At 27.0% G+C, this 23,969-nt stretch carries 12 protein-coding genes; 1 reads left to right on the plus strand and 11 read right to left on the minus strand.

Going from position 1 to position 23,969, the window contains the following annotated elements:
• Nucleotides 1–4: 4 nt before the first annotated feature.
• The 11 genes from pglX to C4N20_RS03375 all read right to left on the minus strand — a co-directional run bounded on the left by pglX (nucleotide 5) and on the right by C4N20_RS03375 (nucleotide 22,870).
• Complete coding sequence (pglX, locus tag C4N20_RS03325; RefSeq protein WP_005980885.1) at nucleotides 5–3,676, minus strand: BREX-1 system adenine-specific DNA-methyltransferase PglX; 3,672 nt, start codon at nucleotides 3,674–3,676, stop codon at nucleotides 5–7.
• Nucleotides 3,677–3,725: 49 nt separating this feature from the next.
• The gene (gene brxC / locus C4N20_RS03330) at nucleotides 3,726–7,454 is read right to left on the minus strand and encodes a BREX system P-loop protein BrxC (RefSeq protein ID WP_005980883.1); all 3,729 of its coding nucleotides are present in this window, start codon (nucleotides 7,452–7,454) and stop codon (nucleotides 3,726–3,728) included.
• A 307-nt stretch (nucleotides 7,455–7,761) separates the two neighbouring features.
• Nucleotides 7,762–9,405 (minus strand): AAA family ATPase, encoded by a 1,644-nt coding sequence (locus tag C4N20_RS03335; RefSeq protein ID WP_005980881.1) that lies wholly within the window; start codon nucleotides 9,403–9,405, stop codon nucleotides 7,762–7,764.
• A gap of 98 nt (nucleotides 9,406–9,503) precedes the next feature.
• Nucleotides 9,504–10,787: a TIGR02679 domain-containing protein gene (locus C4N20_RS03340; RefSeq protein WP_005980879.1), complete on the minus strand. Its 1,284-nt coding sequence runs from the start codon at nucleotides 10,785–10,787 to the stop codon at nucleotides 9,504–9,506.
• A gap of 15 nt (nucleotides 10,788–10,802) precedes the next feature.
• The gene (locus C4N20_RS03345; RefSeq protein WP_005980877.1) at nucleotides 10,803–14,843 is read right to left on the minus strand and encodes a TIGR02680 family protein; all 4,041 of its coding nucleotides are present in this window, start codon (nucleotides 14,841–14,843) and stop codon (nucleotides 10,803–10,805) included.
• On the minus strand, nucleotides 14,836–15,981 hold the full coding sequence (locus tag C4N20_RS03350; protein ID WP_005980875.1) for a TIGR02678 family protein: 1,146 nt from the start codon (nucleotides 15,979–15,981) through the stop codon (nucleotides 14,836–14,838). The genes C4N20_RS03345 and C4N20_RS03350 overlap by 8 nt, the downstream gene beginning before the upstream one ends.
• Nucleotide 15,982: 1 nt before the next feature.
• Nucleotides 15,983–17,476: a TIGR02677 family protein gene (locus C4N20_RS03355; RefSeq protein ID WP_005980874.1), complete on the minus strand. Its 1,494-nt coding sequence runs from the start codon at nucleotides 17,474–17,476 to the stop codon at nucleotides 15,983–15,985.
• A 125-nt stretch (nucleotides 17,477–17,601) separates the two neighbouring features.
• Complete coding sequence (locus tag C4N20_RS03360; protein ID WP_005980872.1) at nucleotides 17,602–18,966, minus strand: N-sulfoglucosamine sulfohydrolase; 1,365 nt, start codon at nucleotides 18,964–18,966, stop codon at nucleotides 17,602–17,604.
• A gap of 19 nt (nucleotides 18,967–18,985) precedes the next feature.
• Nucleotides 18,986–20,518, minus strand: a complete 1,533-nt coding sequence (locus C4N20_RS03365) for a DUF3604 domain-containing protein (RefSeq protein WP_231940478.1) — start codon at nucleotides 20,516–20,518, stop codon at nucleotides 18,986–18,988.
• 18 nt (nucleotides 20,519–20,536) lie between these two features.
• The gene (locus C4N20_RS03370; RefSeq protein ID WP_005980868.1) at nucleotides 20,537–21,265 is read right to left on the minus strand and encodes an N-acetylmannosamine-6-phosphate 2-epimerase; all 729 of its coding nucleotides are present in this window, start codon (nucleotides 21,263–21,265) and stop codon (nucleotides 20,537–20,539) included.
• Between the two features lie 30 nt (nucleotides 21,266–21,295).
• A complete protein-coding gene (locus C4N20_RS03375) occupies nucleotides 21,296–22,870 on the minus strand; it encodes a PTS transporter subunit EIIC (RefSeq protein ID WP_005980866.1) in 1,575 nt (524 codons plus the stop codon).
• A gap of 172 nt (nucleotides 22,871–23,042) precedes the next feature.
• Here C4N20_RS03375 and C4N20_RS03380 point away from each other — a divergent pair, with 172 nt between their 5' ends.
• Nucleotides 23,043–23,762: a GntR family transcriptional regulator gene (locus C4N20_RS03380; protein ID WP_005980865.1), complete on the plus strand. Its 720-nt coding sequence runs from the start codon at nucleotides 23,043–23,045 to the stop codon at nucleotides 23,760–23,762.
• Nucleotides 23,763–23,969 lie beyond the last annotated feature (207 nt).

The following is a 23,969-nucleotide window of genomic DNA, read 5'->3' on the forward strand; positions in this document are numbered from 1 at the left end:
TATTTTATATTTTTCTTAATATTTTTCCAAATTTTTCATAATTAACTTTTACTCCATCGTCTAAATCTAATACAATTTTTTGCTCAGCTATATGTTTTACCTCATTTGCATATTCTCTTAGTTCTTTCAGGTTATTTTCTAATTCTTTTAATTTTTTCTCAGCAATTTTTTTATCCTTTGGAATAGTTTTACCATCTATAACTATTTTTTCATAATAAGATCTTTGATTTTCTATTATTTCTTGATAAGGTGTAAGATAATCAGTTCTCATTCTAGCAATAGTATTTTCTTCATATCTATGTAGATATACAAGACATGAAAAAGAATTTTTCTTACCACTGTTCAGCATCCAATAAATTGGCCTTTTTTTGTATCTTTGAAGATGATCATCATAAAAATCTTTTATAAAGTATTTTCTTAATACTTCTTCAGCTGTTTCATCTTTCTTCTTTCCTAGAGCTTCAGCTATAAATTCAAGATTTTTTTTCAAGTTCTTTTCTCCATATAGAATTTTCACAAATTCTATTACCTTCTTCACAATATCATTTTCAAAAACTTCTTCTTCTGTTACAGGAATAATTCCATAGACATCAGCAAAAAATCTTGATTCCTCTATTTCATGTCTAATTTCTCCATCTGTCCCTTTTATAACGACTTTATTTCCTTCAATAATCAAGTTATCATCGGAATTAGCAATTATAAGTCCAGGTTTATCTATTGAATATCTTCCCATAATACAACCTATAGTATATGATAAAAATTGTTTTACTAATTCTTCTTTATTAAATTCCAGTTCTACTCCTCTATTAAATAGATATCCTTCTGAAGTTTTTTCCATTTCTTCAAATCCTTCTTCTATTTGTATGGAATTAGTAACTATTTTTTTTATAGTTGCCTCTTTTTTTAATAATGTAATATCTTCAAATTCTACTTTCTCATCCATTTCATCTTGTAATTCATATATATTTATAAAAATCCTGTTTAGCTCTTCCTCATTTTTATGCATTTGGACAAATTGATTTCTCCAATAATTACAGTAAGAATCGTATGCTGATTCTAAATTTTCCCCATCAATTAAAGAAAGCTTTTCAAAATCCCAAGAAGTTTCACGAAAGTCCCATTCTTGTTTAGATATATTTATACATTTTTCTGTTAGACAATTAATTTTTTTGAAAACTTCTAAATCTTCAGTAAAATAAATGGGTATTTCTTTAACAGTTCCAGATGTCAAATTTAAAGTAGGTGCTATAAACTCGAAAATTCTTTTCATAATTTTCATATTAAAAAAACTCATTGTATATAAAAAGTTTTTATCCTGTTTAAGAAAAACAGAATCAGCAGCTTGATCAAAAATAAAATCTGGTTTTAAAAGTCTAATTGTATTTACCCCAGAAGTAATCCTTTTCCAACTAAATCCTTTTTTGAAAAAAAATTTCTCGTTTCTTATAACAGCACTTTTTTCATTTTTTACTTCCTTACCGTTATCCTTCCAGTTAATAAGGCTATCCAAGTTACCATACCATTTTCTTGAATCTCCTCCCATTTGATATAAAGCCCATTTTTTATCTCTAAAATCATATCCACTAGGTTTAAAATTTATATTATTTATAGAGACTTCACTCCAATCTCTTGTATAATAAGAATTATTCCCTGTTTGCATTCCTGTTGCGGGATATGATATAGTTTCCATTGTTTCCGAAGATGAAATAATTTTCACTTCTTTTTTACTCAACCAATATCCTAAACGATTTCCTGGGATTTTTTCAAAATCTTTTTGATATGCTTTATATTTATTGAGGGGATTAAAAAATTCATTTTCCTTCCATTCAGCACTATTATAATCTACTAATCTTATATAATTTCCTGATATTTCTGGCATTTTATTCTTACTTACCCAAGCAACAGTTTGAAGTACTTCTCCTCCAATATCTGCAAATGCCCTTGTCCCCAAATGAGTTAAATTTTGTATCTCTGTATTTTCTATAATATTTTTTCTTAAATTTTCAAAGCTACTTAAAAACATCCAAGAGTGCATTGTTATCATTGAGGTATACATATTTTCCTTAGTAAATTCCTCACATTTCTCTATAAATAGAGAGAACATATCACTTTTACTATTCTTATAATTCTTTTCAACATACTTTTTTAATTTTTCATCCATTCCACTACTACTCATATATGGGGGGTTAGTTATAACTACCTCATACTTATCTGCCATTATTTTTTGCTGATGTATCATTCCTTTTATTTTTTTAAAATCTTCATCTATATTTCCATCTAAAATGTCATTTCCTCTGAACATGGATGTTTGACCTTGATTTTTTAATATTTCATTTAAAGATTTAAATTCTTCTTCTAACTTTTTTGTATCTATATCTTCTATTTTTAAAATACTTCCATATTCTTTAGCATCATAAAAATTATCAAGCATTATAGCTAAATTTTTTAATGAATTTTCAGCTATTAATTTTCTTGTTCTTGTAGATATATTATTACTTTCTTTTATCACTAATATGTTTAACTTAAATTTTTCTTCACCATCTAATTTTTCCAATACTTTGAATAGTCTAGGAAACTTTTCTTTTGCCTTCATCATTATTGCAAATGAAGCAAGTTGAGCAGCTCTCTCATCTATTTCTAATCCCAATATATTGTTTTTCATTATAGATAATACTGCATCTTTTTTACTCCAACCAAGATTCTCATATATTTCAAAAAGTATGTCAAAAGAATAAGTAAGCATATGGCCGCTCCCCATCGCTGGATCAAGTATTTTTATATCTTCTATTTTTATTTTTTCAACATTTATATCTTTTTCAGTTTCTATATAGTATTTCCAATTTTTTTTAATTTCTGAGTCTACTCCTAATGATTCTATAGCTAACTTTCCCAATGAATTTTCTACCATATATTTAACTATCCATTTAGGTGTAAATAATTGTGTTGCTGCTGGTATATTCTCCTTTGTTATTTTTTTATTTTTTTTCAATCCCTCAAAAACTTCATTTTTCTTTTCAGAGTTATAATATTGGTACAACCAACCTATTAATTCTATTGGCACCAAACCATTTTCTTTAGATTCCTCTATTTCATATCTTAGTTTTACAAGAACAGAATTATCCATTAATAATCCTGAAGGAAAGAGTATATCAGAATATCCCCCCTTTTTTGAAAATATAAATGGCATAATAGATGAAAGTTCCTCACATTTTTCTTCTACCAATATAGAATACATCTTTTCTAGAGATTCTAGAGTATTTTTATCTTTCAATTCATGTATTTTTTTCTGTTCTTCTCTTTCTAATTTTTGAAAAAAATTAGCTTCAAGATATTCATCTATAATTGCTGGCTCTATTTTTGAGCCATTACTAAATACCATTTTTTCATCTATATATTTATTTGCTTCCATATATGCCAAGGCTATAAGCCTATTGAACCATATATATGCACTTTCCTCTATTAATTCATCATATCCAAGTTCCTTATATTTTTCAATCAACTTATTATAACTTGATTTAGAGTATAGATTTCCTTTTACTTCTACTTGACTTCCTAATATTACTGGAATATCTAAATTATTTTTATTTATTCCAAGTATTTTCAATCTAACTTCCATTTTTCTCATAAGTTCTTTTCTAGCTTCTATAGCAAATATTTTTAGGCTATTCTTATTCACTCTTTCCTCCCAAAAATTGTCATAGCTCTACTATGACAATTTTATTTTATCAATTTATATCTACTATCTTATTTTTTTTAATAGCTTCTAACATTTTAAATTTTAATTCTTCTATTTCTCTTTCTAATTCAGTTATATAAAGTTGTACTTGCTCTTCTGTTTCTAAATTATATTTTGAAGTTACATTTATCCTTCTTAGTTTAATTCTTTCCTTTTTTTTAGCTTTTCCATTACTTTGTTGAATGAATCCATCTTTATCTTTTTTTGCCATTTCTATTATTTTCTCTAAATTTTCTAATTCTTTTTTTTCTACTTCTTCCTTAAAACTATTATATGTTACTTTTATCTCTTTTACAAGTTCTTCTATATCTGTCTTATCTTCTAATATACTAATAAGCTCTTTTTCTATACTATTAATTTCTTCTTTAATACTATTTCTATATTCTGTTTCTATATTAAATATAATATTTTCTAACTTTCTTCCTCTCAAAAAAATATTTGTATCTTTTATTTTATTTATTTCTTCAATAAAATCTTGCAGATTATTGTTAACCCTATTTAAAATAGCATCTCTATCTTTTAATACTTCTGAGAAAAACTCATTTTTTTTCTCTACTTTTTTCTTTAAATTATTTTTTTCATTTTCAATCAATATATTTTCTTCTAAATTTATAGCAGATATCAAATCATCTATTTCTCTTATTCTTGAATACGGATTATTATCCCTAACTATTTCTAAAAGAATATTATAGGCAGAATTATCTTTCAAACTCCCAACAAAATCAATATATTCTTCAATTCTTTTTATTTTATCAAGAGCTTCATCATATTTTCTTTTTTTAGAATTAGTAAAAAAATCTACTACAGTTGATTGCTTTTCATATAAATCATACAACTCTTCTTCCATATCTAAAAAATCTTGTAATACTTTTTCCGCTTTTCCTTTAGAAAAAAGTATCTCTTTTAATAACTCTTTCCATTCTTTCAATTCTTTTTTTCCTGGATAATTTTTTTCGTTATATTCACTTTCATATTTGCTAACACAACCTATTTTTTCCTTAAGAATAACAAATAATTCTTCCTTGGGTGAATTATTGGTAATCTCAACTCCATTTCCAAAAAAACTTTTTAATATATTATTCACTTTTTTTATAAGTTCTATATCTATTTCTTCTTTTAAAGTTATTACCACTCTCTCTAAATTTCTATTTTGAGATTTTATCAAAAGTTCTTTTGCTTCTTTTGCTTCTGTAACTATTACTTTTGATTCTTCTAAATTAATATATTTATATGTCCATAGTTCTGCTATTATTCCATTGATTGAAAATTGATCCCATCCATAAGGTATTTTTGTAAAATAATCAGATAAATCCTTTAATGTTATATTCATCCCTCTTTTTTCTTGTATTGTAATCTTATTTAAAACTTCTTTAATTGCTTCACAATTTACATTAGTCTCTAAATCTTTTTCTATTTTAATAAGTTGATCATTTCCAGAAAAATCATATGTTAATACTTCTTTTATTTTATTTTCATCATATTTTTTTACAATTAATCTTGCATTTTTAAATCTATAATTAGCAGCAGCTTTAAGTGCTTCCTCTATTACTTTCCCAGCATCTTTTGCTTTTATACTGATTTTATGTCCATATATAAATACTTCTGCTTCTTGTAAAGCTATTTCTATATTATTTTGTATTCTTCTTTTTCTATTTTGATTTTCTCTTTGTTTGCTTTCTAGTATTCTAATTACAGCTTCTCTTACATTTTCTCTTTGTTTTCTCTTTATATATGACTCAATTTTTAAAGATTTTTTTATTTCTTCCATATATCCTTCTTGATTTTCTGGAAGCTTAATAATAAGATCATACCCTTCTCTCAAACCAATAAATTCTATATTATTATAATTATCTGCACTAGGGGTAAAAATAACTATATCAATTTGCCCTCCTAGCTTACCAAAAGGATATTCATCTATTTTTCTACTAAAGCTGTATTTATTTCCTGTTTCCTCAATTGAAATATTATTTTTATTAAAAATCTCCTTAAAAATATATGAATCAAGTTCCTTATATATATCATTAAAATCTATTTCTTCTTGATTTACTTCTCTGTTTATATCTTGCTCTTCATTTGTAAGAAAATAATAATTATCTCCATCTTTTTGGATTAATACTTGTTGTTCTAATTTTTCTAAAGCTTTTTTTATTTTTGCTTCAAGATTAATTCTATCACATTCTATTGAATTAATCATAAAACTAGCTAAAGTATTTAAATTGGGTTCTATTCCATTGATTCCTTTTAATAAGAATAATAATTTTAAAACTTCTAATCCGAATTCATCAATACCTCTTTCATTCTTAGCATGAATAATAGGTCTTCTAGCGTTATCTTCTAAAAATTGTTCTATTGATTCATAAAAATAATTAAATGGAACTATTGTTCCCAATGACATATCTTTTACTCTAATTCCTGCTTCTTGAAATGAACTCAATAACGATCTTTCCCCTCTTGACATATGTTGCCCAGAATGTCCCATTTCTCTAACTTTTTCAAATACTTTTTGTAATAAATTAAATTGATACCCTACAAAAGGATAAGTCTCAGCAAAATCAAACTTATCTTTATACAAAGAAAGAGTCATTCCTTTTTTATCAAAACTTATTAAATTTTCAATATCAATTCTCTTTTTTTCGTATAAATTTTCAATATCTTCTCTTTCAATTTCTCTTTTTTCTAATAATCTTTTCTTTATTACTTCATCTATGTTCCCACTTGATAATGGTAAAATAGTTTTAAACCTATCTTGAATTTTTGAAAAATCATTTCTTCTACTATCGTTTGCAGTTAAAATTGTTCCTAAATCTTGTTGTGATGTTACTCCTATCCATACTCTTCCTTGAAATTTTACTCCCAAAGTTTCTACTAAAGTTTGTAAGTTTAACATAAGTTGAGAATTTTCACCTATATATTGCCCTATTTCATCTACCAAAAATACTATTCTTTGCTTAGCTCCTTTTATTTTTAAATATCCTTCTATTAAATCTCTAAAACTTTCTGCACTAACAGATTTTATACTTTCTTTGTCAAGCCATCTCTCTGCACTTTCTCTAGTCATAATCTGCATCTTTTCTATAACATCAAGAAATTCATCAGCATGAAAATCTAAATTTCTACTTCCATCTTTCCAAGTTTTCCCTGATTCTTCTTCAAAAAACTTTTTAAATTCTTCAAATTTTCCTTCTTCCCAAAGCATTCTTTCAAATTCAGCTACTTTTATATCATCTCTTGAAAAGCCTAAATATTCATTAAATTTTTTTAAAAATGCTACTGCAATACTATCTTTATTTTGATAAGTATCCTGATCACTAACATTATCTATATTAAAAAGAATTACATCAGTTGGAACTTCAGATGCTTTTTCTATATTTCCTTGCAATATTGCATCTTTTAATTTACTTTCAAAAAATTCTGTTACTTTTTTCTCTCCATATTTCTTATTTTCTAATATACGACCAATCATTTTTAAAAGATGAGATTTTCCTGATCCAAAAAAACCTGAAATCCATACTCCTATATCTTCAGTTGAACTATTTAAAGAATCTACATATTTATCAAAAAATTTTGTTAAATGTTTTCTTATTTCTTCAGTTACCACATATTCACTTAACTCTGTTATTATAGTTTCTTCTTGATTACTTTCTGCTTTTACTACTCCATTTATTTTTCTTGTAATATCTTTTTGAAGTATATCTTTTATACTCAAATCACTTTTCATAAACATTCTCTCCTTACAAACTTAAGTTATTTTCTTTATATTTTATCATAAACATTTAATTAATTTAATATTAAAATTCCTTTACTAATTTTACTTTTTATTGTTTTCTTTTTAGATATCAAAATCTTAATTTTTATTTTTCTAACTTCTTCACTACTTTTAATTGTATCATTTTTTAAAAAGGATTAATAGTTCTTCTTTACCTTAATTTTAGATATTGTCACAATTTTTATATATTATTTTAAAGCAAAAAAATACTACAGATTTCTCTGTAGCATTCACAATAATATTTTTCACAATAAAAATTCTATTTATAATCTACTAACAAGTTTTTTTTGTAAAAAGCTATACCTATTTTAACTATATCTTTTATTCCTCTTTCTTCTAATATAGCAGTATATTTTTTCTTTTCTATTTGATCCAAAGCTTCTTTTACATGATATTCTAATTTTTCCTCTGATTCTACTTTAGACAACTTAAATTCAAATATATAACCAGTATGATTTTTATGTCTAGGTTCTAATATTATATCTGCTCTTCCATCTCCTGTTTCTGTATTAGAAAGAACTACATATTCTTTTTCCAGTATTACCATCAAACCTAATACAAATCCATGATAAAAAGCTTCTTTGTTATCATAAGAACTCATTGCCACCTGTAGTATTCTTCTTAAATTAGATTCAAATGAATTTTCTCCTATAATTCTTTTTTTCTTTAAATTAGTAATCATATCTTCAAAATATCTTGTATTCTTATTAGAAATTTTTTCTAAGAACACCTTTCTAAAAAATGAATATATTTCTCTATTAGGTATTTTCATAGAAATTTTTTCAGAAGTTATTATTTTATCAAGAGAAAGATATCCAGTGTATAGGAGTAAAGACCATAAACTATTCTGTACAGTCAAATCATCAAACAGTAAATTTTCATCTATATATTGTTCTACACTTTCTCCTGAAAATAATTTTTTTAAATCTTCAAAAATTTCATTGTCAGCTTCTTTTAAAACCTCGTTTATTAAAAAGTTATCTGAGCTATTTACCCAATATGATTTTAATAATCTACTTTCTATATAGTACAAAATTGACCACGGATTATATATTTCTGTATTTCCAAACTTATACCCATTATACCAGTTTCTTACTTCTTCCAATTTATATTCAATTTGATAATATTTTAAAGCTGATTCAACTTCATCTTCTGTAAGCCCAAAATATTGTGAATAGTTATCATCTAATATACTGTAAACCATTAGATTATTCAATCCAGAAAATATTCCTTCTTTGGCTACTCTTAATATTCCTGTCATTACACCAATATAGAGATACTTATTTCCTTTTAAAGTTGAACTATACAATCCTCTAAAAAATTCCATAGCTTCTTTATAGTAACCATTTTCATATGCTGAAACAATAGCTGTATCATATTCATCAATTAAGACAACTACTTTTTTTCCATATTGATCATACAATAATTGTGACAAAAATTTCAAAGAATTAATTGCTTCAACTTCGTTTACCTCTTTTTTTAAATAATTAATAAACAGCTCTTTATCAATTGGATTCAAGTCATCTAAAATATCAATATTTTCTCTGTACACTTCACTTATCAATATTTTAACCTGTTCAAACAATTTTTCATAAGTATTAAATTTAACTTCTTTAAAAGAAATAAATATGACTGGATATTGACCTTGTTCAACCATTGTTGAAGTTTTTTCTATATTTAGACTTTTAAATAATTCTCTATTTTTTTTATTTCCTTTTATATCATAAAAATATTTCAGCATAGACATATTTAAAGTTTTTCCAAATCTTCTTGGTCTTGTAAATAACAGTGTTTTCCCTATATTTTTAGATATCTCTTCAATAAACAGACTCTTATCTGCATAAAAATAATCATTATCTATTATATTTTTAAAATCATCTATTCCTATTGGCAGCTCCTTCATAAATCTACACCTCTCTTTCATCTCATTCTTTTATATTATACCATATCTCTTTCTGCTTTTATATTTAATCTCTAATCTCATTTTCACCTTTTTTTAATTTACAAGTCCCAGTTTATTTTTTTAATATCTTCCTTCATTTTATCAAGAATTAATTCTTGATACCCTGCTCTTTTTTTATTTTTTACTTCTTCTATAAGCTCAATAAAGCAATCACTTTTTATCTTTTCTAATTTTTTCATACTTTCTTCTGAAATAATTTTTTCTGATATATTTAATTTATAATCTTCTATTGTAAAGCACCATGGAATTATTTTACTTCCTCTTCTTTGAATAAGCTTATCTGCTATCTCAATTCCTTCAGGATCAATATCTCCAGAATAATAAAGAGTACATCCTTTTCGACATAACATGTCTATTAAAATTAAAGAAGCTGTTTTTAGCTGACCTGAAGTGCATAATAAAGCTATTTCTTTATCTTTAAAATATTCACATAAGTATGAAAATACCATCTGATTTTCCACAATAAAAACCTTTTTTCTTTTACAGTCAGCTTTTATTACTTTCTTCAAGTTAGACATAGTGATTATATATTCTTCTGATTGTTTTATAAATTCTTCATATGCTTGGTGAATTCCTTTTTCTGTATGAAGACTTATTCCAAAAGCAGTGGTGAAACTAGAGATAGTATCTACTTCTATTCCTGAAATATAGTACAGCTCAAGAACTTTTTCCGCTTCTTTTGTATATTCCATATTATTAATATGAAACAGTAAATTTAAAAGGAGTTGTCCTGCTGGCATACCACGATCAAAATAGTGTGGATTAGAAGTTATTTCAGCTCCTAATATGGCTATTTTTATTCTTTCCTTTGATTTTTTTAAAAAATTTATAGCTTTTATTGTAAAATATATCATATTTTCTGTTTCTGTATTATCAGCATCATGTTTATAAAATGATCCCTTATCCCTAATTATTTTTTCTAATAATTCAGCAGCAGTTTCATTATACTCTTCTGCTATTTTTAATCTCTCTTTTATATTTTGAAAAAAAATTTCCTTAGACATTTCTTTTTCTATCTTTTTTTCTTTTTTAGTAATAATGCTCTCTGAAAAGTATCCCTCTAAAAGATCCATCAGTTCAATTTCTCTAAACCTTGATTCTTTTAAAACTTTTTCAAATTCAGATATTTTAAATTTTATCTTATTTCCTTCCATTACTCTTCCCAGCAATCCTTTTATAGCTTCTACTTCAATTTTTTCTGGATTATCTATTACTATATTTCCAGAAAGTTTCCCATAAGATATATATTTATCTTTTAGTTGCTGAAATATACGTTTATATCCTTTACTTTCTTTGAAATATCTAATACATTCATTCAACATTAACATTTGCTCCTTTTACATCTCTAGAGTTTTTTTCTTTCCATCCCAATAGAAATGATTAACTTTTACCATTTTTAAATCTCTTCTATTTATTAATTCTGCTATTCTTAATTTTTTTACAGTTTCATAACATCCCCATAATATTTGTGAATTCATGATATAATCAAAATCAAGTTTGTCTATCAACTCAAACATACTGCTTATATTTTTATCATCTATTCCTGCAAAAGCTTCGTCTAAAGCTATTATCCTTGGACAATCCTCTTTTGCTTTTTTATACTGAGCAGATGCTGCTGCTAATAAAGGAATATATATTGACATCGCCTTTTCTCCACCACTAAATCTATTAAAAGCATTATTAGTCAGTTCTTTTTTATTCTCCCCTTCTCTATGATAATATATTCTAAATTCAAACCATTCTCTATAGTCTAGAATCTCTCTTATAGAATCTATATAGTTTACTTCTTCGCCTTTAATTTCCATCTCTTCTCTAATTAAATTTAGTTTGCTTTTAAAATGTTCTGATATTTTCTGTAAGTCTTCAGCTGGCAATAACTTTCCATCTTTTCTTAATAATATTTCCAGCTCATTTATTTCTAATTCAGATTCATTAAGTTTTTCTTTAGGTTTCCATTCCATAGAAAATTTCATTTTCATAGATGTTTCCATTTCTGACATTATTTTAGACATTTCTTTTATCCATTTTCTACTCTCATAAATCTGATCATTTAATTTATGTCCTATATTTCCTGATAAAATGTCTACTATAAGCTTTCTATCTTCTCTTTCAATAGCATATTCTCTCTGCTCAATTTCTTCACTAAGAATTTTTTCAAACTCATACAAAGATAATTTTTTACCATTATTAATCATTCTTATATATATTCTCTTCCTACAATACTCATAATCATCTTCAAAAATTTCTTCAGTAGCTGCCATGTATTCATACAATCTACTGCTGTTATCATTAAATTTTTTCATCAGAGATACAGTTATCCCCTCTGTTGTTTTTTCACTATCTTTTACATTTTTGAGAATTTCTTCAAGAAGTTTTTCCTCTTCTCCTTTTTCATATTGCACTACATATCCTAAAGAAAGTTCTTCTTTGTAATATTCAAGTGTTTTTTCTACTGCTCTTTCTTTTGCTTCAACCTTTTTATTTTCAGAATTTAATATTTCTTCTCTTCCTTGAATAGTTGTATCAACTCTAATAATATTTCTATCTGCTTTATCATATTGTTCTTTTAGTTCTAACTTTTCTTCTTTAAGATTTTTTAATTTCTCTGCTGCTGCAACATTTTTAGGACTATTTAAAACTTCTTGCAGTTTTTCTATAGCTTTTTGATATTTTTCTAATTCATTTTTCCCTTTTCTTATTTTATCTCTATAAAAATCTATTAATTCTTCCGATTTTCCTTCCATTTCTTCAGTTCTTATTATTTCATATTTAGAACTTTGATAGTTTCTTAATTGATTTTCAAGTTCATATATACTTTTCAGATATTCTTTTGAAGCTGTTTCTGCTTCTTTATACTCTGCTACCTTTTTCTCAAAAGGAAGTATTCTACATCTAGTTATTACCTTTTGATTCCATTCTCTATATTCGGTTTTAATTCTATTTAATTTATCTTCTCTTATTTCTAATTCATTTTTAATTTTTTGAAAAGCATATTCTATATCTTTTTTTAATTTTATACTTGTATCTAAATCATCATACAGAGGTACATTTTTATATTCTTCAATTAAAGCTGATATTTTATTAGATATATCTTCTATCATAAGATCAAAATTTTCTATTTCATGTAACAACTCTGCACATTTTTCTTCTTTTTCTAAAATATATTTCTGTAATTTTTCTTTTCTTGTTTGAACCCCTATATATGAAGCTTCTTCTTTACTGCTACTGTACCCTTCTAAAACTCCATTTTTAAAATATCCATCTTTTTCTAAAATAATAATATCCTCATTTTTTTCTTGCTCTGATGGAGATATATTCTTAAAAAAGTCTTCTATAACTTCTTTTACATTTTCCCTTATATTTTCAGCAACAAGTTTATTGTATTTAAAATTCTTGTCAGAATTTTTTTTACTAGTGATTATAATATCTGAATATTTACTTATTATGTCCTTTGCTCTTTCTCTCTCTTCGTATGGAATAACTAAGGAATCAAGTATTCCACTATCTTTTAGTTGTGCTTCCAGTGTATTTCTTTCAATCTCAGATAAATTTTCTGCAAAATCTACTGTTTCATAAAAAGCCATAAACTCTATGCCTGCCTTTTTCAAGTCTTTTCTGCATTGAATTACTTCATCTTTTCTCATTGGAACACTATCTTCCATATTCTTTAATTCCTCTAATTCTTTTAGTTCAATTTTATATTCTCTTGTTTTAACTGTTTTTATATGTCCTAACTCTATTTTTTCTTGCTGAAGTTCTTGGTTTTTCAAATTATAGTTTTTCTCTAATATTTTTTTTATTTCTCCAGCTTCTATCAATCCTTCATATTTTTTTATTAATTCAATAATTTTATCCAAATCACTTTTCGAAATTTTTAAAAACTCATTTTTCTCTTTTAAAATATAAAAATTTTCTACTAGATTATCTCTGGCTCTTTCTTCCATTCCTTGAGCCTTTAACATTTCATCTTCTATTCTATCTCTCTCGTTTCTATAACTATTTACTTCTTCCTCTTCTTTCTCTAAATCTTCTGACAATTTTTTCATTTTCTCTAATGCTTCAAGACCTAGATTTATATTTTTTTGATAAACTTCCAAATTATTTTTTATGGACTCTAATTTTTCTGCTATTTCTTTCTGAAATATTTCATTTTCATCTTTTAAATGTCCTTCAAATAAAAGAGTTTCATTTATATCTTTCAATTCCTGATATATTTTTTTTATTTTATACTTTACACTTTCTATTCTATTTTCTTCTTCTCTTTTTCTAATTCCTTGTCTCTTTAGCTCTGTATTGTGTTCTTCTAACTTGTCTTCCTCTTCTTTTATTTCTTTTTCTTTATTTTGAAATTCTCTTTTAGTAATCAACATTTCATTTACAGTTTTTTCTAAGTCAATAGATTCTAAAATTCTATTTTCCTGTTCTATATCTTCAATTCTTTTTTCTATTTTTACTTTAATTTCACTATTATCTTTAGATTCTTTTTCCAATTTTTCTATTTCTTTTATTAATTTATCTATGTTTTTTTTTAATATTTCATACTCTTTCTTTGCTTCAAAATATGTTATAGCTTTCTTCCCTAAAATAAATCTATTATATTTATCGTATTCTTTTTTTATAATATTTATACTTTTCTGAGCTTCTTTTTGCTCTTCATTTCTCTTCTGCATACTATCCATTTTTTCAAGGCTCTCTACAAGTACTCTCAAGTCTCTTTCTTCCAACACTTGTAATGAATCATTCAGTATTTCGTAAACATTCATTGGCTTTATATCTGTAGATAGTTTAGATGTTCTTATTTTCAATAAAAATTTTATAAGCTTTTTATAATAGTTGATATCACTAAAACCAAAAAGTTCTTTATTTATCATATCCATATAATCCCTTTGACCATATGCTATTTTATTCTTATCTCCCAATAATCTTTCTAATTCATTTTTAGATAGAGGGATTCTTTTATTTCCAATTTCTCTGTATAGTTTAAATTTTTCTCCTACTCTTCTTCCATCTGATAAAATAAATCCCCAAAAAGACATCTGCTTTCCTTTTTGTGCTCTCTGCCCTATTCCAATAGTAAGATATTGTTCCACATTTTCTTTTTTTAATTCAAGAAAAATATATCCTGTTTCGTCCTCTTTCTCTCCATCTCCTAAAAAATAGTATTCCATTTTTCTACTAGTAGAACCAAAAGTATCTAATCTTTCAGGGCTTCTATCCCCATCCAATATAAAACTTACCACGCTTTGTGTTGTTATAGATTTTCCAGAACCATTAGTTCCTCTTATTAATATTTTCCCATTTTCCAAATTGAATATTTCTTCATCATATAACCAGAAATTTATAAATCCTATTCTGTTCATTTTCCAACGATTATTCATCTTTTTCCCCTTTTATTGGCTTTAATCTTTTAGAGTATGCTCCTGTTATCTTTCCAACTGCTGGATATATAGCTATCTTTTCTCCCTCTACTTCAGCCAGCATCCAGCTTTCCATATATTCTATAATATTATCAAATATTTTTTCAATTTTCATCTCTCTATATTCTTTGCTCCAATTTATTCCGTATCTATTTTTACATTCTTCCATCATATCTTCCATTTCTTTTTTAGAAATATATACAATATCATTTAATTCTTTTTTCACTTCTTTATTAATTACTTTTTTTCTTACTTCATTACATAGTAAAAGTACTAATTCTGCCAGCATAGTTCCTTTAGGGTGGATTTCTCCAATCTTATCCTTATTATCAAATATCAGAAAAGCTCCATTTTTATGTATATGAAGTTTTCCATTAAAAAATTTACCCAATCCTTTTTCAATAACAGGTTTTTGATTTTTTATATAGATTCTATCCTGATCGTTTGTTTCATTCCAATAGATTGCAGGTGTAGTCAATAGTTTTCTATATACTCTATTAGTTCTAAAATCTCCTCTATTTATATCTATATTTTCATTTCTTTCTATTTCAAAATCTTCATATGAAGTGTATTTCATTATATCTTTTTCGAAATTAACTGAAAAATATCTTGAAAGACCTGTTTTTTCATATAGAACTTCTATTTCTTCATCCTCTCCATATTTTTTTATATTTCCCTCAGTCTTATCTATTACTCTTATTCTTTCAGCATATTCAAAAACTCTTACTAAAGATTTTCTATGTGTAAATTTTGTCCAATCTATCTCTAGCAAATCTTTTAAATAAAATTCTATTCTGTCAGTCATCTCTTTTAAAAGAAATTGTTCTCCATCTTCTCTGTCTTCAAGAAACATCAATAGTCCACATAATATACAATAGTCCATCTTATCTTGAAATTCATTTATTCCCATAAAAGATTCCGCTTTTGCAGGTATTTTTTCTACTTTTATTACCTTTTCAGTAAAAAGTGTTTTCCAACCAGTTCTTTCTATATAGAACTTTTCTATTTCCTTTCTTTCTTTTTTAATTTCAAAATATTCTTCTTTATTTTTATCTCTATCTATCCAAAAATTTTCCAGTAAAAGTCTTATTTCTTTCACTCTAATCCTCCAAAAATTCAAATATATATTTAGACATTTCCAAGTTACCATCTTCACACTTCAATACAAATTTTTCTTTCATTTCTGACATTTTATATTTTTGACCATACTCTGTTCTTCCTGTTTTTTCTACAGATATATTTGCACTTGTTATAAGATTTAATATAAATATTCTGAATTCTGAAGATATATTTTCATCTATTTTTGAAATATCTAAAATTCCATTTTGTAAGTACTTCATTATCATTTCTCTATCTTCTTCTAATTTTTTCTTATAGAGTAATGACAATTCTTCTTTAAGCTTTTTTCTATCTTCAAAACCTGTTTTCTCTATCTTTGGTTTATATGTTCTATTATGCGATTCTAAAATATATTCCATATACTCTTCATCGTAAGCACTATTTTCAGAACTATCTGTACTTCTAGGAATATCCATTCCATAATGTCTTATATTTTGTATTCCAAAAATATGTGCCGAAAGTTTATGAGCTTCATCCATGTCTTCACATTCTATAAACATTTTAATAAATTTTTTATATTCCTCTTTCTTGTTTACTCCCCAATTTTGCTTTTGAGTTATAAAAAAAGCATTTTGAATTATTTTTCCTATTATCTCCTCAGTTATATCCATTACCTGTCTGTATTCACTTTTTCTCATTCCGCTGGATCCAAACCAATTTTTTAACGACTCCCATTTCCCTCTAATATTCTCTCCAATTTCATCTTCAAATTCTTTATCTTTTTTTAATTCTTTGCTCAAATTTAATTCTTGGTTTTTTACCTCATTTTTTATTATATAATCTAAAATTCCCTTTTCCATATCATCTTTTATATTATCTATAGTAGTTTCCATTTTACTGCTGTTTATTTGTAATTCTCTTACAAAATTTCTTAAAATAGATATAAATTTTTCTTTATATACAATAAACTCTATAGTTTTCATTAAATTTTCTGTTTTCTTAGTATAAAATTCTCTTAAATAATCTTGATAATTTTGATTTAATTTTCTAAAATCTTCTTGAAGATTCTCCCAATATTCATAAATTTCATCATAATTTTCTTTTTTATTAAAAAGTAATCTTATTTTTTCTAATGCTTCCTGCATTCTAGGAATATAATTAGTAGATAAATTTCCTGTTTCAAAATAAAGATTTTCTAGACTCACAGTCATTCTTTCTATGATTACTGATTTTTCACTCATAGAATATCTATATTCTCTATTTTTAAATTCTGCTATAGTATAAACTTTTCTAGAATCCTGTATAGCGGTTAAATTTTTCCATTCTACCAATATATCCAAATCTGATTTCAACTCATCTATTGTATAACCATCAAATTCTGAATACTTTTTTATTTCTTCAAAAATATCTTCTTTATATAATTGAAATTTCATTTTTTCGTATTCACGAAAAAATACTCTCATTATTCTTCTGTAATAAATTGTTTTTTGAGTAGAAAGATATGAAGTTTCTTTTATCTGATCTAAAATATCCATTTATTTTCTCCTCTTTACTATAAGCTAATTATTAATCATTATATCATAATTTTATAAATAATACTCTTAATACAAAAAGGCCATAGACAAATTAAATTATCTACAGCCATTAAAAATTTTACTTTTTAATTATATGAAACATAGTCATTTTTATTTTTACTTGAAGCAGTTTCACATTCTACCTTGTTAACTTTGTATCCCTTCTTTATTTCAAGAGCACCTTTCAAGATAGGATCATCAGTCTTTACCTGTTTTTCATACAATACTTTTCTTAACTTTTCCAAAACTTCTTGGTATTTAGAATCATCTGCTAGATTATTTCTTTCTGTTGGATCAAAATAAAGATCAAAAAGTCCTTCTTTGTATTTAATCTTCTCTTTTAATCCATTTTTCATCAAGAAATCTTTTGGTACAGATTCATCCATGTTTGAAAGATTTACTTTATTCCAAGTTTCATCATAGTATTTTATATATTTGTAACGTTTTGTTCTTACACATCTTATAGGCTCATATGATGTATGAAAATTAACTTCAGCAAATATATATTCATCAAGAACAGCTTTGTTATCTGCAAAAGCTTCAGCAAAAGATTTCCCTTCTAAGTATTCAGGTTTATCCAGATTTAGAAGTTCACAAAGTGTAGGAAATACATCTATCTGTGAAACAAGACTATCTACAATCTTTCCATTAGAAGCAGCTTCAGGAACTTTCATTATCAATGATACTCCGATTCCAGTATCAGTAAGATTACATTTGTTAAATGGAACAGCCAGTCCATGATCTGTTGTAAAAATTATAATAGAATTTTCATAAAGATTATTTCTCTTTAAAGCATCTACTATCATTTTTATATTTTCATCTGCATAGTGAGCAGTTGTCATATACTGTGCATGATCATGCCTATTTTCCTCATTGTTAGTAATTGGATAAGGAGGAACTACATATCTTTCATCTATGAAATCAGCTACCTCCATAGGATATGGCCTGTGAGTGCTGTGCATTCCAAAAGACAGAAGAAATGGTTTGTCATTCTCATAGTTATCCAGCCATTTAACTACTTCTACAGCATTATTTCTATCCCACAAATGAAGTTCTTCTTTCTTAAATGGTTTAGAATCAGTTGTAATAATTTCATTATATCCTAAATTATGCAGTCCATTTTTTTCTAAATCAAGATACCATCCATATTCATGCTGTATTCCACATAAACATGTATTATATCCATTATTTTTTAAAAAATTGGCTAAATGCTTCTCTGGATTATAAAGAGAAAATCCTCTTTGAGCCAATCCAAGCATTCCATTTTGATGGGGAAAAATTCCTGTCAAAAGAGCAGCTCTGCTTGGTGAACAAGTAGGTCCTGCACAGAAAGCATTTGTAAAGACTACAGAATCTTCTGCAAGTTTTTTTAAATTTTCAGTAGGAATATCATATCCATAAGGGCTTAACATTCTTCCACTGTCATGTGTATTTATATATATAACATTCATCTGTTACTGATAGCCTCCTTTATTTTACAAATATAGGTGAACTCCATGCAGCTCCACCATCTTTCTGCCACACTCTCACTCTAATATTTGAAACATTAGTAGTATCTATAGTTTTTTCTATTTTTCTTGTGTATCCTGAAACAGGAACAGCTTTAGAAAGTTTTATCTTATATGCATTGTGCCACCAAGGATCAGTTCTGTAATACTCAGTGAAGTTAAAGCTGTCTTTCAAAAGAGCTTCTGCCTCTTCCAATAATGGTATCAGTCTAGAAGATTCAAACAGTTCCTTCACTTCGAGTTTATACTCTTTTCCATCAACTATTAAAGTAACAAAACTATCAATAGGAGCTGATATTTCAAATATAAATCCTTCTGTAGTAACTGCACTAGGCCCCATCCATTTTCCTGTAGCTGTTGTTTTATATGAAGTCAAATCAAATTTACAGCTGTTTTCTGTCACATCATAAAGACGCTGACCGAAGTTGCTCCAACATTTCTCAATAGATAGAATTTTTCCTTCTGTTGAAAGAGAACCTCTCCAGTTTCTTGAATTTATATCAGGAAATATCCTTCTGTCTGGTCCCCATCCAAATTCTGCTTTAAATTTAAATCGAACATTTTTACCAAGAGATTCCTTTTCCCATGTTGAAGTATGAGGAATCATTTCAGTTGTGATGTTGTCTTCTATAATTTCTATTCTATCTATTGCATTTGAAGCTTCTACATTAAGTACAAGTTTAGAGTCTTTTTTTGGAGTTACACTCCCCCCCATAGTAGTATCATCTATTAAAAAATCTACTTTTATTCTATCTTTGCTTACTCCATAGACTCTTTTATTTATAAAGGCATCCCAAATACTTTCTTTTGTATTATCCTCAGCAAGTACAGCAATGTAACCAAAACCATATACTCCAGGAACAGAATGGTTATCACCAGAAGCTATAACTCCAAATTGATGCCCTTTCTCCCATCCTTTTTCTACAGCTGTTACTCCTGTTCTAGGTCCCATATGAATATGTCTGTCCATTGTAAATTGACTTTCATCATTTTCACTTGAACCATGTGATGAGTAAATTTCTACAAATGGCGAAAACTTATCATTATGTGTTTCCCAGTTTTTTCCTCTATGACCAAGTTCATAAGCTAGGTGATGCGGAATAGCTATAGAACTTATTTCTCTGAAGTTTTTTTCAAGCTCTGAATATCTAAGAGGAAAATATGGATTTTGATCATTTCCTAAAAAGAAAACATTATGATCTCCATCTTTTCCAGCTCCCTGCCATTCATACCCCATGAACATAGGAAACCCTTCTTTATTAACTTTTTCAGTAAACTCTCTTATATATTCCCAATCAGCCTGTACTTTATCCATAGGATAAATATCCTCTACTCCCAGTCCACACTCATCTTTTCTCATATAATATGGATAATATGCAAATGGCCAGAAATCAAAAATATCTTTTACCTGTTCAAACCATGCAGGTAATTTATCTATGCTTTCGTGATGCAGATTACTATGCATATCACTCCATAATATTTTGTATTTGTTCATAACTTTTCACCAACCTATCTAGTATTTTAATGGAATTTTTCTTTTATATTTATTCATAATACTTGTAAATCTCAATGTTGTCAGATGAGGTCTTGTGATTGCACTTCCAATTACAACAGCATGAGCTCCAAGATAAAGGCTCTGAATCGCTTCTTCTGGAGAAGAAATTTTTCCTTCCATAATTACAAGTCCAAGTCCTTCACAAGCTTCTACAATTCTTGCTAATTCTTCAAAATCTGGAGAATCAGTAGATTTTGGATTATCATTAAATCTATACAGTGTAGGAGCAACCATATGAGCCCCCATCTTTAATGCCTCTCTTGCTTCTTCAGCATTTCTGATATCTGCAAGTATCAGTAGCTCTGGATATTTTTCTTTTATTTCAGAAATGATTTCATAGGTTTTTTTTCCATAGCTGTTCACCCTATTTGTAGCATCAACTGCTATGATATCAGCTCCAGCTTTTACTATTTCATCTACTTCTCTCATTGTTGGAGTGATAAATACATCTTCTGTTTCAATATTTATCTTCCACAAACCAATAATTGGTTTATTAGTAATTTTTCTTATTTTTGCTATATTTTCAGGTGTATCTATTCTATATCCACAGGCATCTCCCCATTCACCACACATTACCAGTTTTTCAATTATTTCTGGGAGATAAAGTGGGTCAGTCTTTTTTACCTGACAAGATAAAATCAAACCATTTTTTATATCTTCTATTATTTTTTTATTTTTATCATTCATAAGAATCACTATCCTCGTATGTATTATGGATTATAATGTAGCAACATATTCATCAATTTCTGTTCTTATTAAGTTTACTGTCGGTCCATAAATTATTTGAAGATTTTTTCCTCTAGTAACAACATTGTGTGCCCCTGTTTGTTTTAATAGATCAATATTTACTTTATCAAGTTTCTTAACTGATACTCTCAATCTAGTAGCACAGTTATCAAGGTCAGCAATATTTTCCATTCCTCCAAGAGCTTCAATTATAGTTTTTGCTTCTCCAGAAGTATATTTTCCTTTTAGGCTTTTCTCTTGTTCTTCATCATCTTCTCTTCCTGGAGTTTTAGCATTTAATTTTTCTATCAGAAATTTGAATAAGAAATAGTTTACTACAAATATAGGAATTCCTAAGATAAGTATCCATATATAATTAGTTTTCGAATTTCCTTGGAAAACTCCAAATAGTAAGAACTCAACTAATCCAGCTGAGAAAGTAGAACCTATTGTAATCTTAGCTATTGCTGCAATAACGAAAGATATTGCGAAAGATACTGCTTCTGCTACGAAAAGTAAAGGTGACGCAAATAACAGAGCAAATGATATAGGTTCAGTAACTCCAGTTAGGAAACTTGTAAGTCCAATAGAAAGCAGGAATCCAAATGTAGCTTTTCTTTTTGATCCTTTTGGAATTGCTGTATACATAGCTAAACAAATAGCTGGCATTGTGAATATCATATGGAAATATCTTCCACTATTATAAAGAGCAATATTTGAGAAATAACGAACTGTATTGTGGTCTGCTAATTGAGCAAGGAAAATACTCTGCCATCCTTCAATAACTTTTCCACCTACTTCTAAAGTTCCTCCAGCTGCTGTAGTCCAGAATGGAAGATAGAATACATGATGAAGTCCCAGAACATAGAATCCTCTAAGAACCAGTCCATACATAAATGCTCCAAATATTCCTAAACCTTGAGTCATAACTCCAAAATAAGCTATCATGGCAGCTATTGCTGGCCAAACAAAAACCATAATTAAAGATACAAACATAAACACAACAGTATTAACTATAGGAACAAATCTAGCTCCACCAAAGAAAGCTAATACATCAGGAAGTTTAGTCTTGTAGTATTTATTATGAACTACACCAGTTACAATACCAGCAAGAACTCCTCCAAAAACATTCATATTAAGGGTTTTTATTCCAAATTGTACAGCTTGTCCATAAAGACGGATATCTGCCCCAGCAGGAGCTTCCTTTCCAAATATACTGATGAATGCTCCTGTTCCTGTTAAAAGAACAAAATAACCAACAACTGCTGAAAGTCCAGCAGAACCTTTTTCATTTTTTGCTAACCCAGCAGCAATACCCACAGCAAAAATTAATGGCAATGCAGCAAAAACCCCATTTCCTACAGCATTCATCAACTTAAGCAAACCTTGCAGCACTGAATTATCCAAAACAGAATAAGCTTTTATAACCGCTCCAGATGATAGTGCAGCAGAAATTCCAAGTAAAAGCCCTGCTACTGGTAAAATTGAAATAGGCATCATTATTGCCTTACCCAGTTGTTGTCCCAAGTTAAAAAGATTGTCTTTTAAACTAACTTTCCCTTCCATAATCAACCTCCACATTTTATTTATGTACTTCATTTCATTTGTGTACTCTAATTTATTTGATTATAATTCATAAAAAATAACTTGTCAATACAAATTATATGTTGTATTATACATTATATAAAACTTGTATCATTTTTCTAAAAGTTGTAAATAAAAACAAGGAGATAATATTATGGAAGATAAAAAAGTTTCAAAATATCAAATGGTAGAAAGTTACATAGTGGAAGGAATTCAAAGCAATCATTACAAAGTTAATGATATTCTTCCAACAGAGGCAGAATTAGCTGAAAAATTTAATTGTTCCAGAGTTACAGTTCGTCAAGCCCTAAGTAATCTGGCATATAAAGGAATTATATACAGAATACAGGGAAAAGGTTCTTTTGTATCTAAAGAAAATACTCTAAAGCGTTCCCCTCTTTTGAAAAGTTTTACAGAAGATATTCTTGATATGGGAAAAAAACCATGGTCTGTAGTGGAAACTTTTTATATAACAAAAGTTGGAGAGCATATAGGAAGAATAATGGGATTGAAACCTACAGATAAGATTTATTATATTGAAAGAGTCAGATTTGCAGATAATGACCCTATCCTATTTGAAAAAACATATATGGAAATATCTAAACATCCCGAGATTTCTGTTAAAATATTGGAAGGCTCTAAGTATGAATATGCAAAAGAACATGGAATGGAAATAGCTATTTCATATCAAAATATAACTCCTGTATTTCCTCCAGAAAGTATAGCTGAAAAATTAAAAATTTCTGCTAAAACACCTATTTTAAAGCTATCAAATGTTACTTATTTATCTAATGGAGAACTTTTTGATTACAATGAATTATATATGAATACAGAGTTATATCAACTCAATATAGTAAAAAAAGTAGAAAAATAATACCTCTTTTCTATAAAAATAAATTAAATAATAAAAACTCTAAAACCATTTGCCCAGCAAGTGGTTTTTTTATATAGAAATATTTCCTCTGCTCATCTTCTATTTATTTCTTATTTTTTACATACCAATATTCTTAAAAATTATGCTTTATTCAAATTAATTTTATTTATTTTTTTACATACATTTTTTATCTTGCTTTTCAAATAT

Source organism: Fusobacterium ulcerans (assembly GCF_003019675.1).
GTDB lineage: Bacteria > Fusobacteriota > Fusobacteriia > Fusobacteriales > Fusobacteriaceae > Fusobacterium_A > Fusobacterium_A ulcerans.

Coding starts and splice junctions, on each gene's coding strand:
- C4N20_RS03335 (WP_005980881.1), bottom strand. CDS start 9,405: ATGAAGGAGCTGCCAATAGGAATAGATGATTTTAAAAATATAATAGAT.
- brxC (WP_005980883.1), bottom strand. CDS start 7,454: ATGAAAAGTGATTTGAGTATAAAAGATATACTTCAAAAAGATATTACA.
- C4N20_RS03340 (WP_005980879.1), bottom strand. CDS start 10,787: ATGTTGAATGAATGTATTAGATATTTCAAAGAAAGTAAAGGATATAAA.
- C4N20_RS03375 (WP_005980866.1), bottom strand. CDS start 22,870: ATGGAAGGGAAAGTTAGTTTAAAAGACAATCTTTTTAACTTGGGACAA.
- C4N20_RS03360 (WP_005980872.1), bottom strand. CDS start 18,966: ATGAATGTTATATATATAAATACACATGACAGTGGAAGAATGTTAAGC.
- C4N20_RS03355 (WP_005980874.1), bottom strand. CDS start 17,476: ATGGATATTTTAGATCAGATAAAAGAAACTTCATATCTTTCTACTCAA.
- C4N20_RS03345 (WP_005980877.1), bottom strand. CDS start 14,843: ATGAATAATCGTTGGAAAATGAACAGAATAGGATTTATAAATTTCTGG.
- C4N20_RS03370 (WP_005980868.1), bottom strand. CDS start 21,265: ATGAATGATAAAAATAAAAAAATAATAGAAGATATAAAAAATGGTTTG.
- C4N20_RS03365 (WP_231940478.1), bottom strand. CDS start 20,518: ATGAACAAATACAAAATATTATGGAGTGATATGCATAGTAATCTGCAT.
- C4N20_RS03380 (WP_005980865.1), top strand. CDS start 23,043: ATGGAAGATAAAAAAGTTTCAAAATATCAAATGGTAGAAAGTTACATA.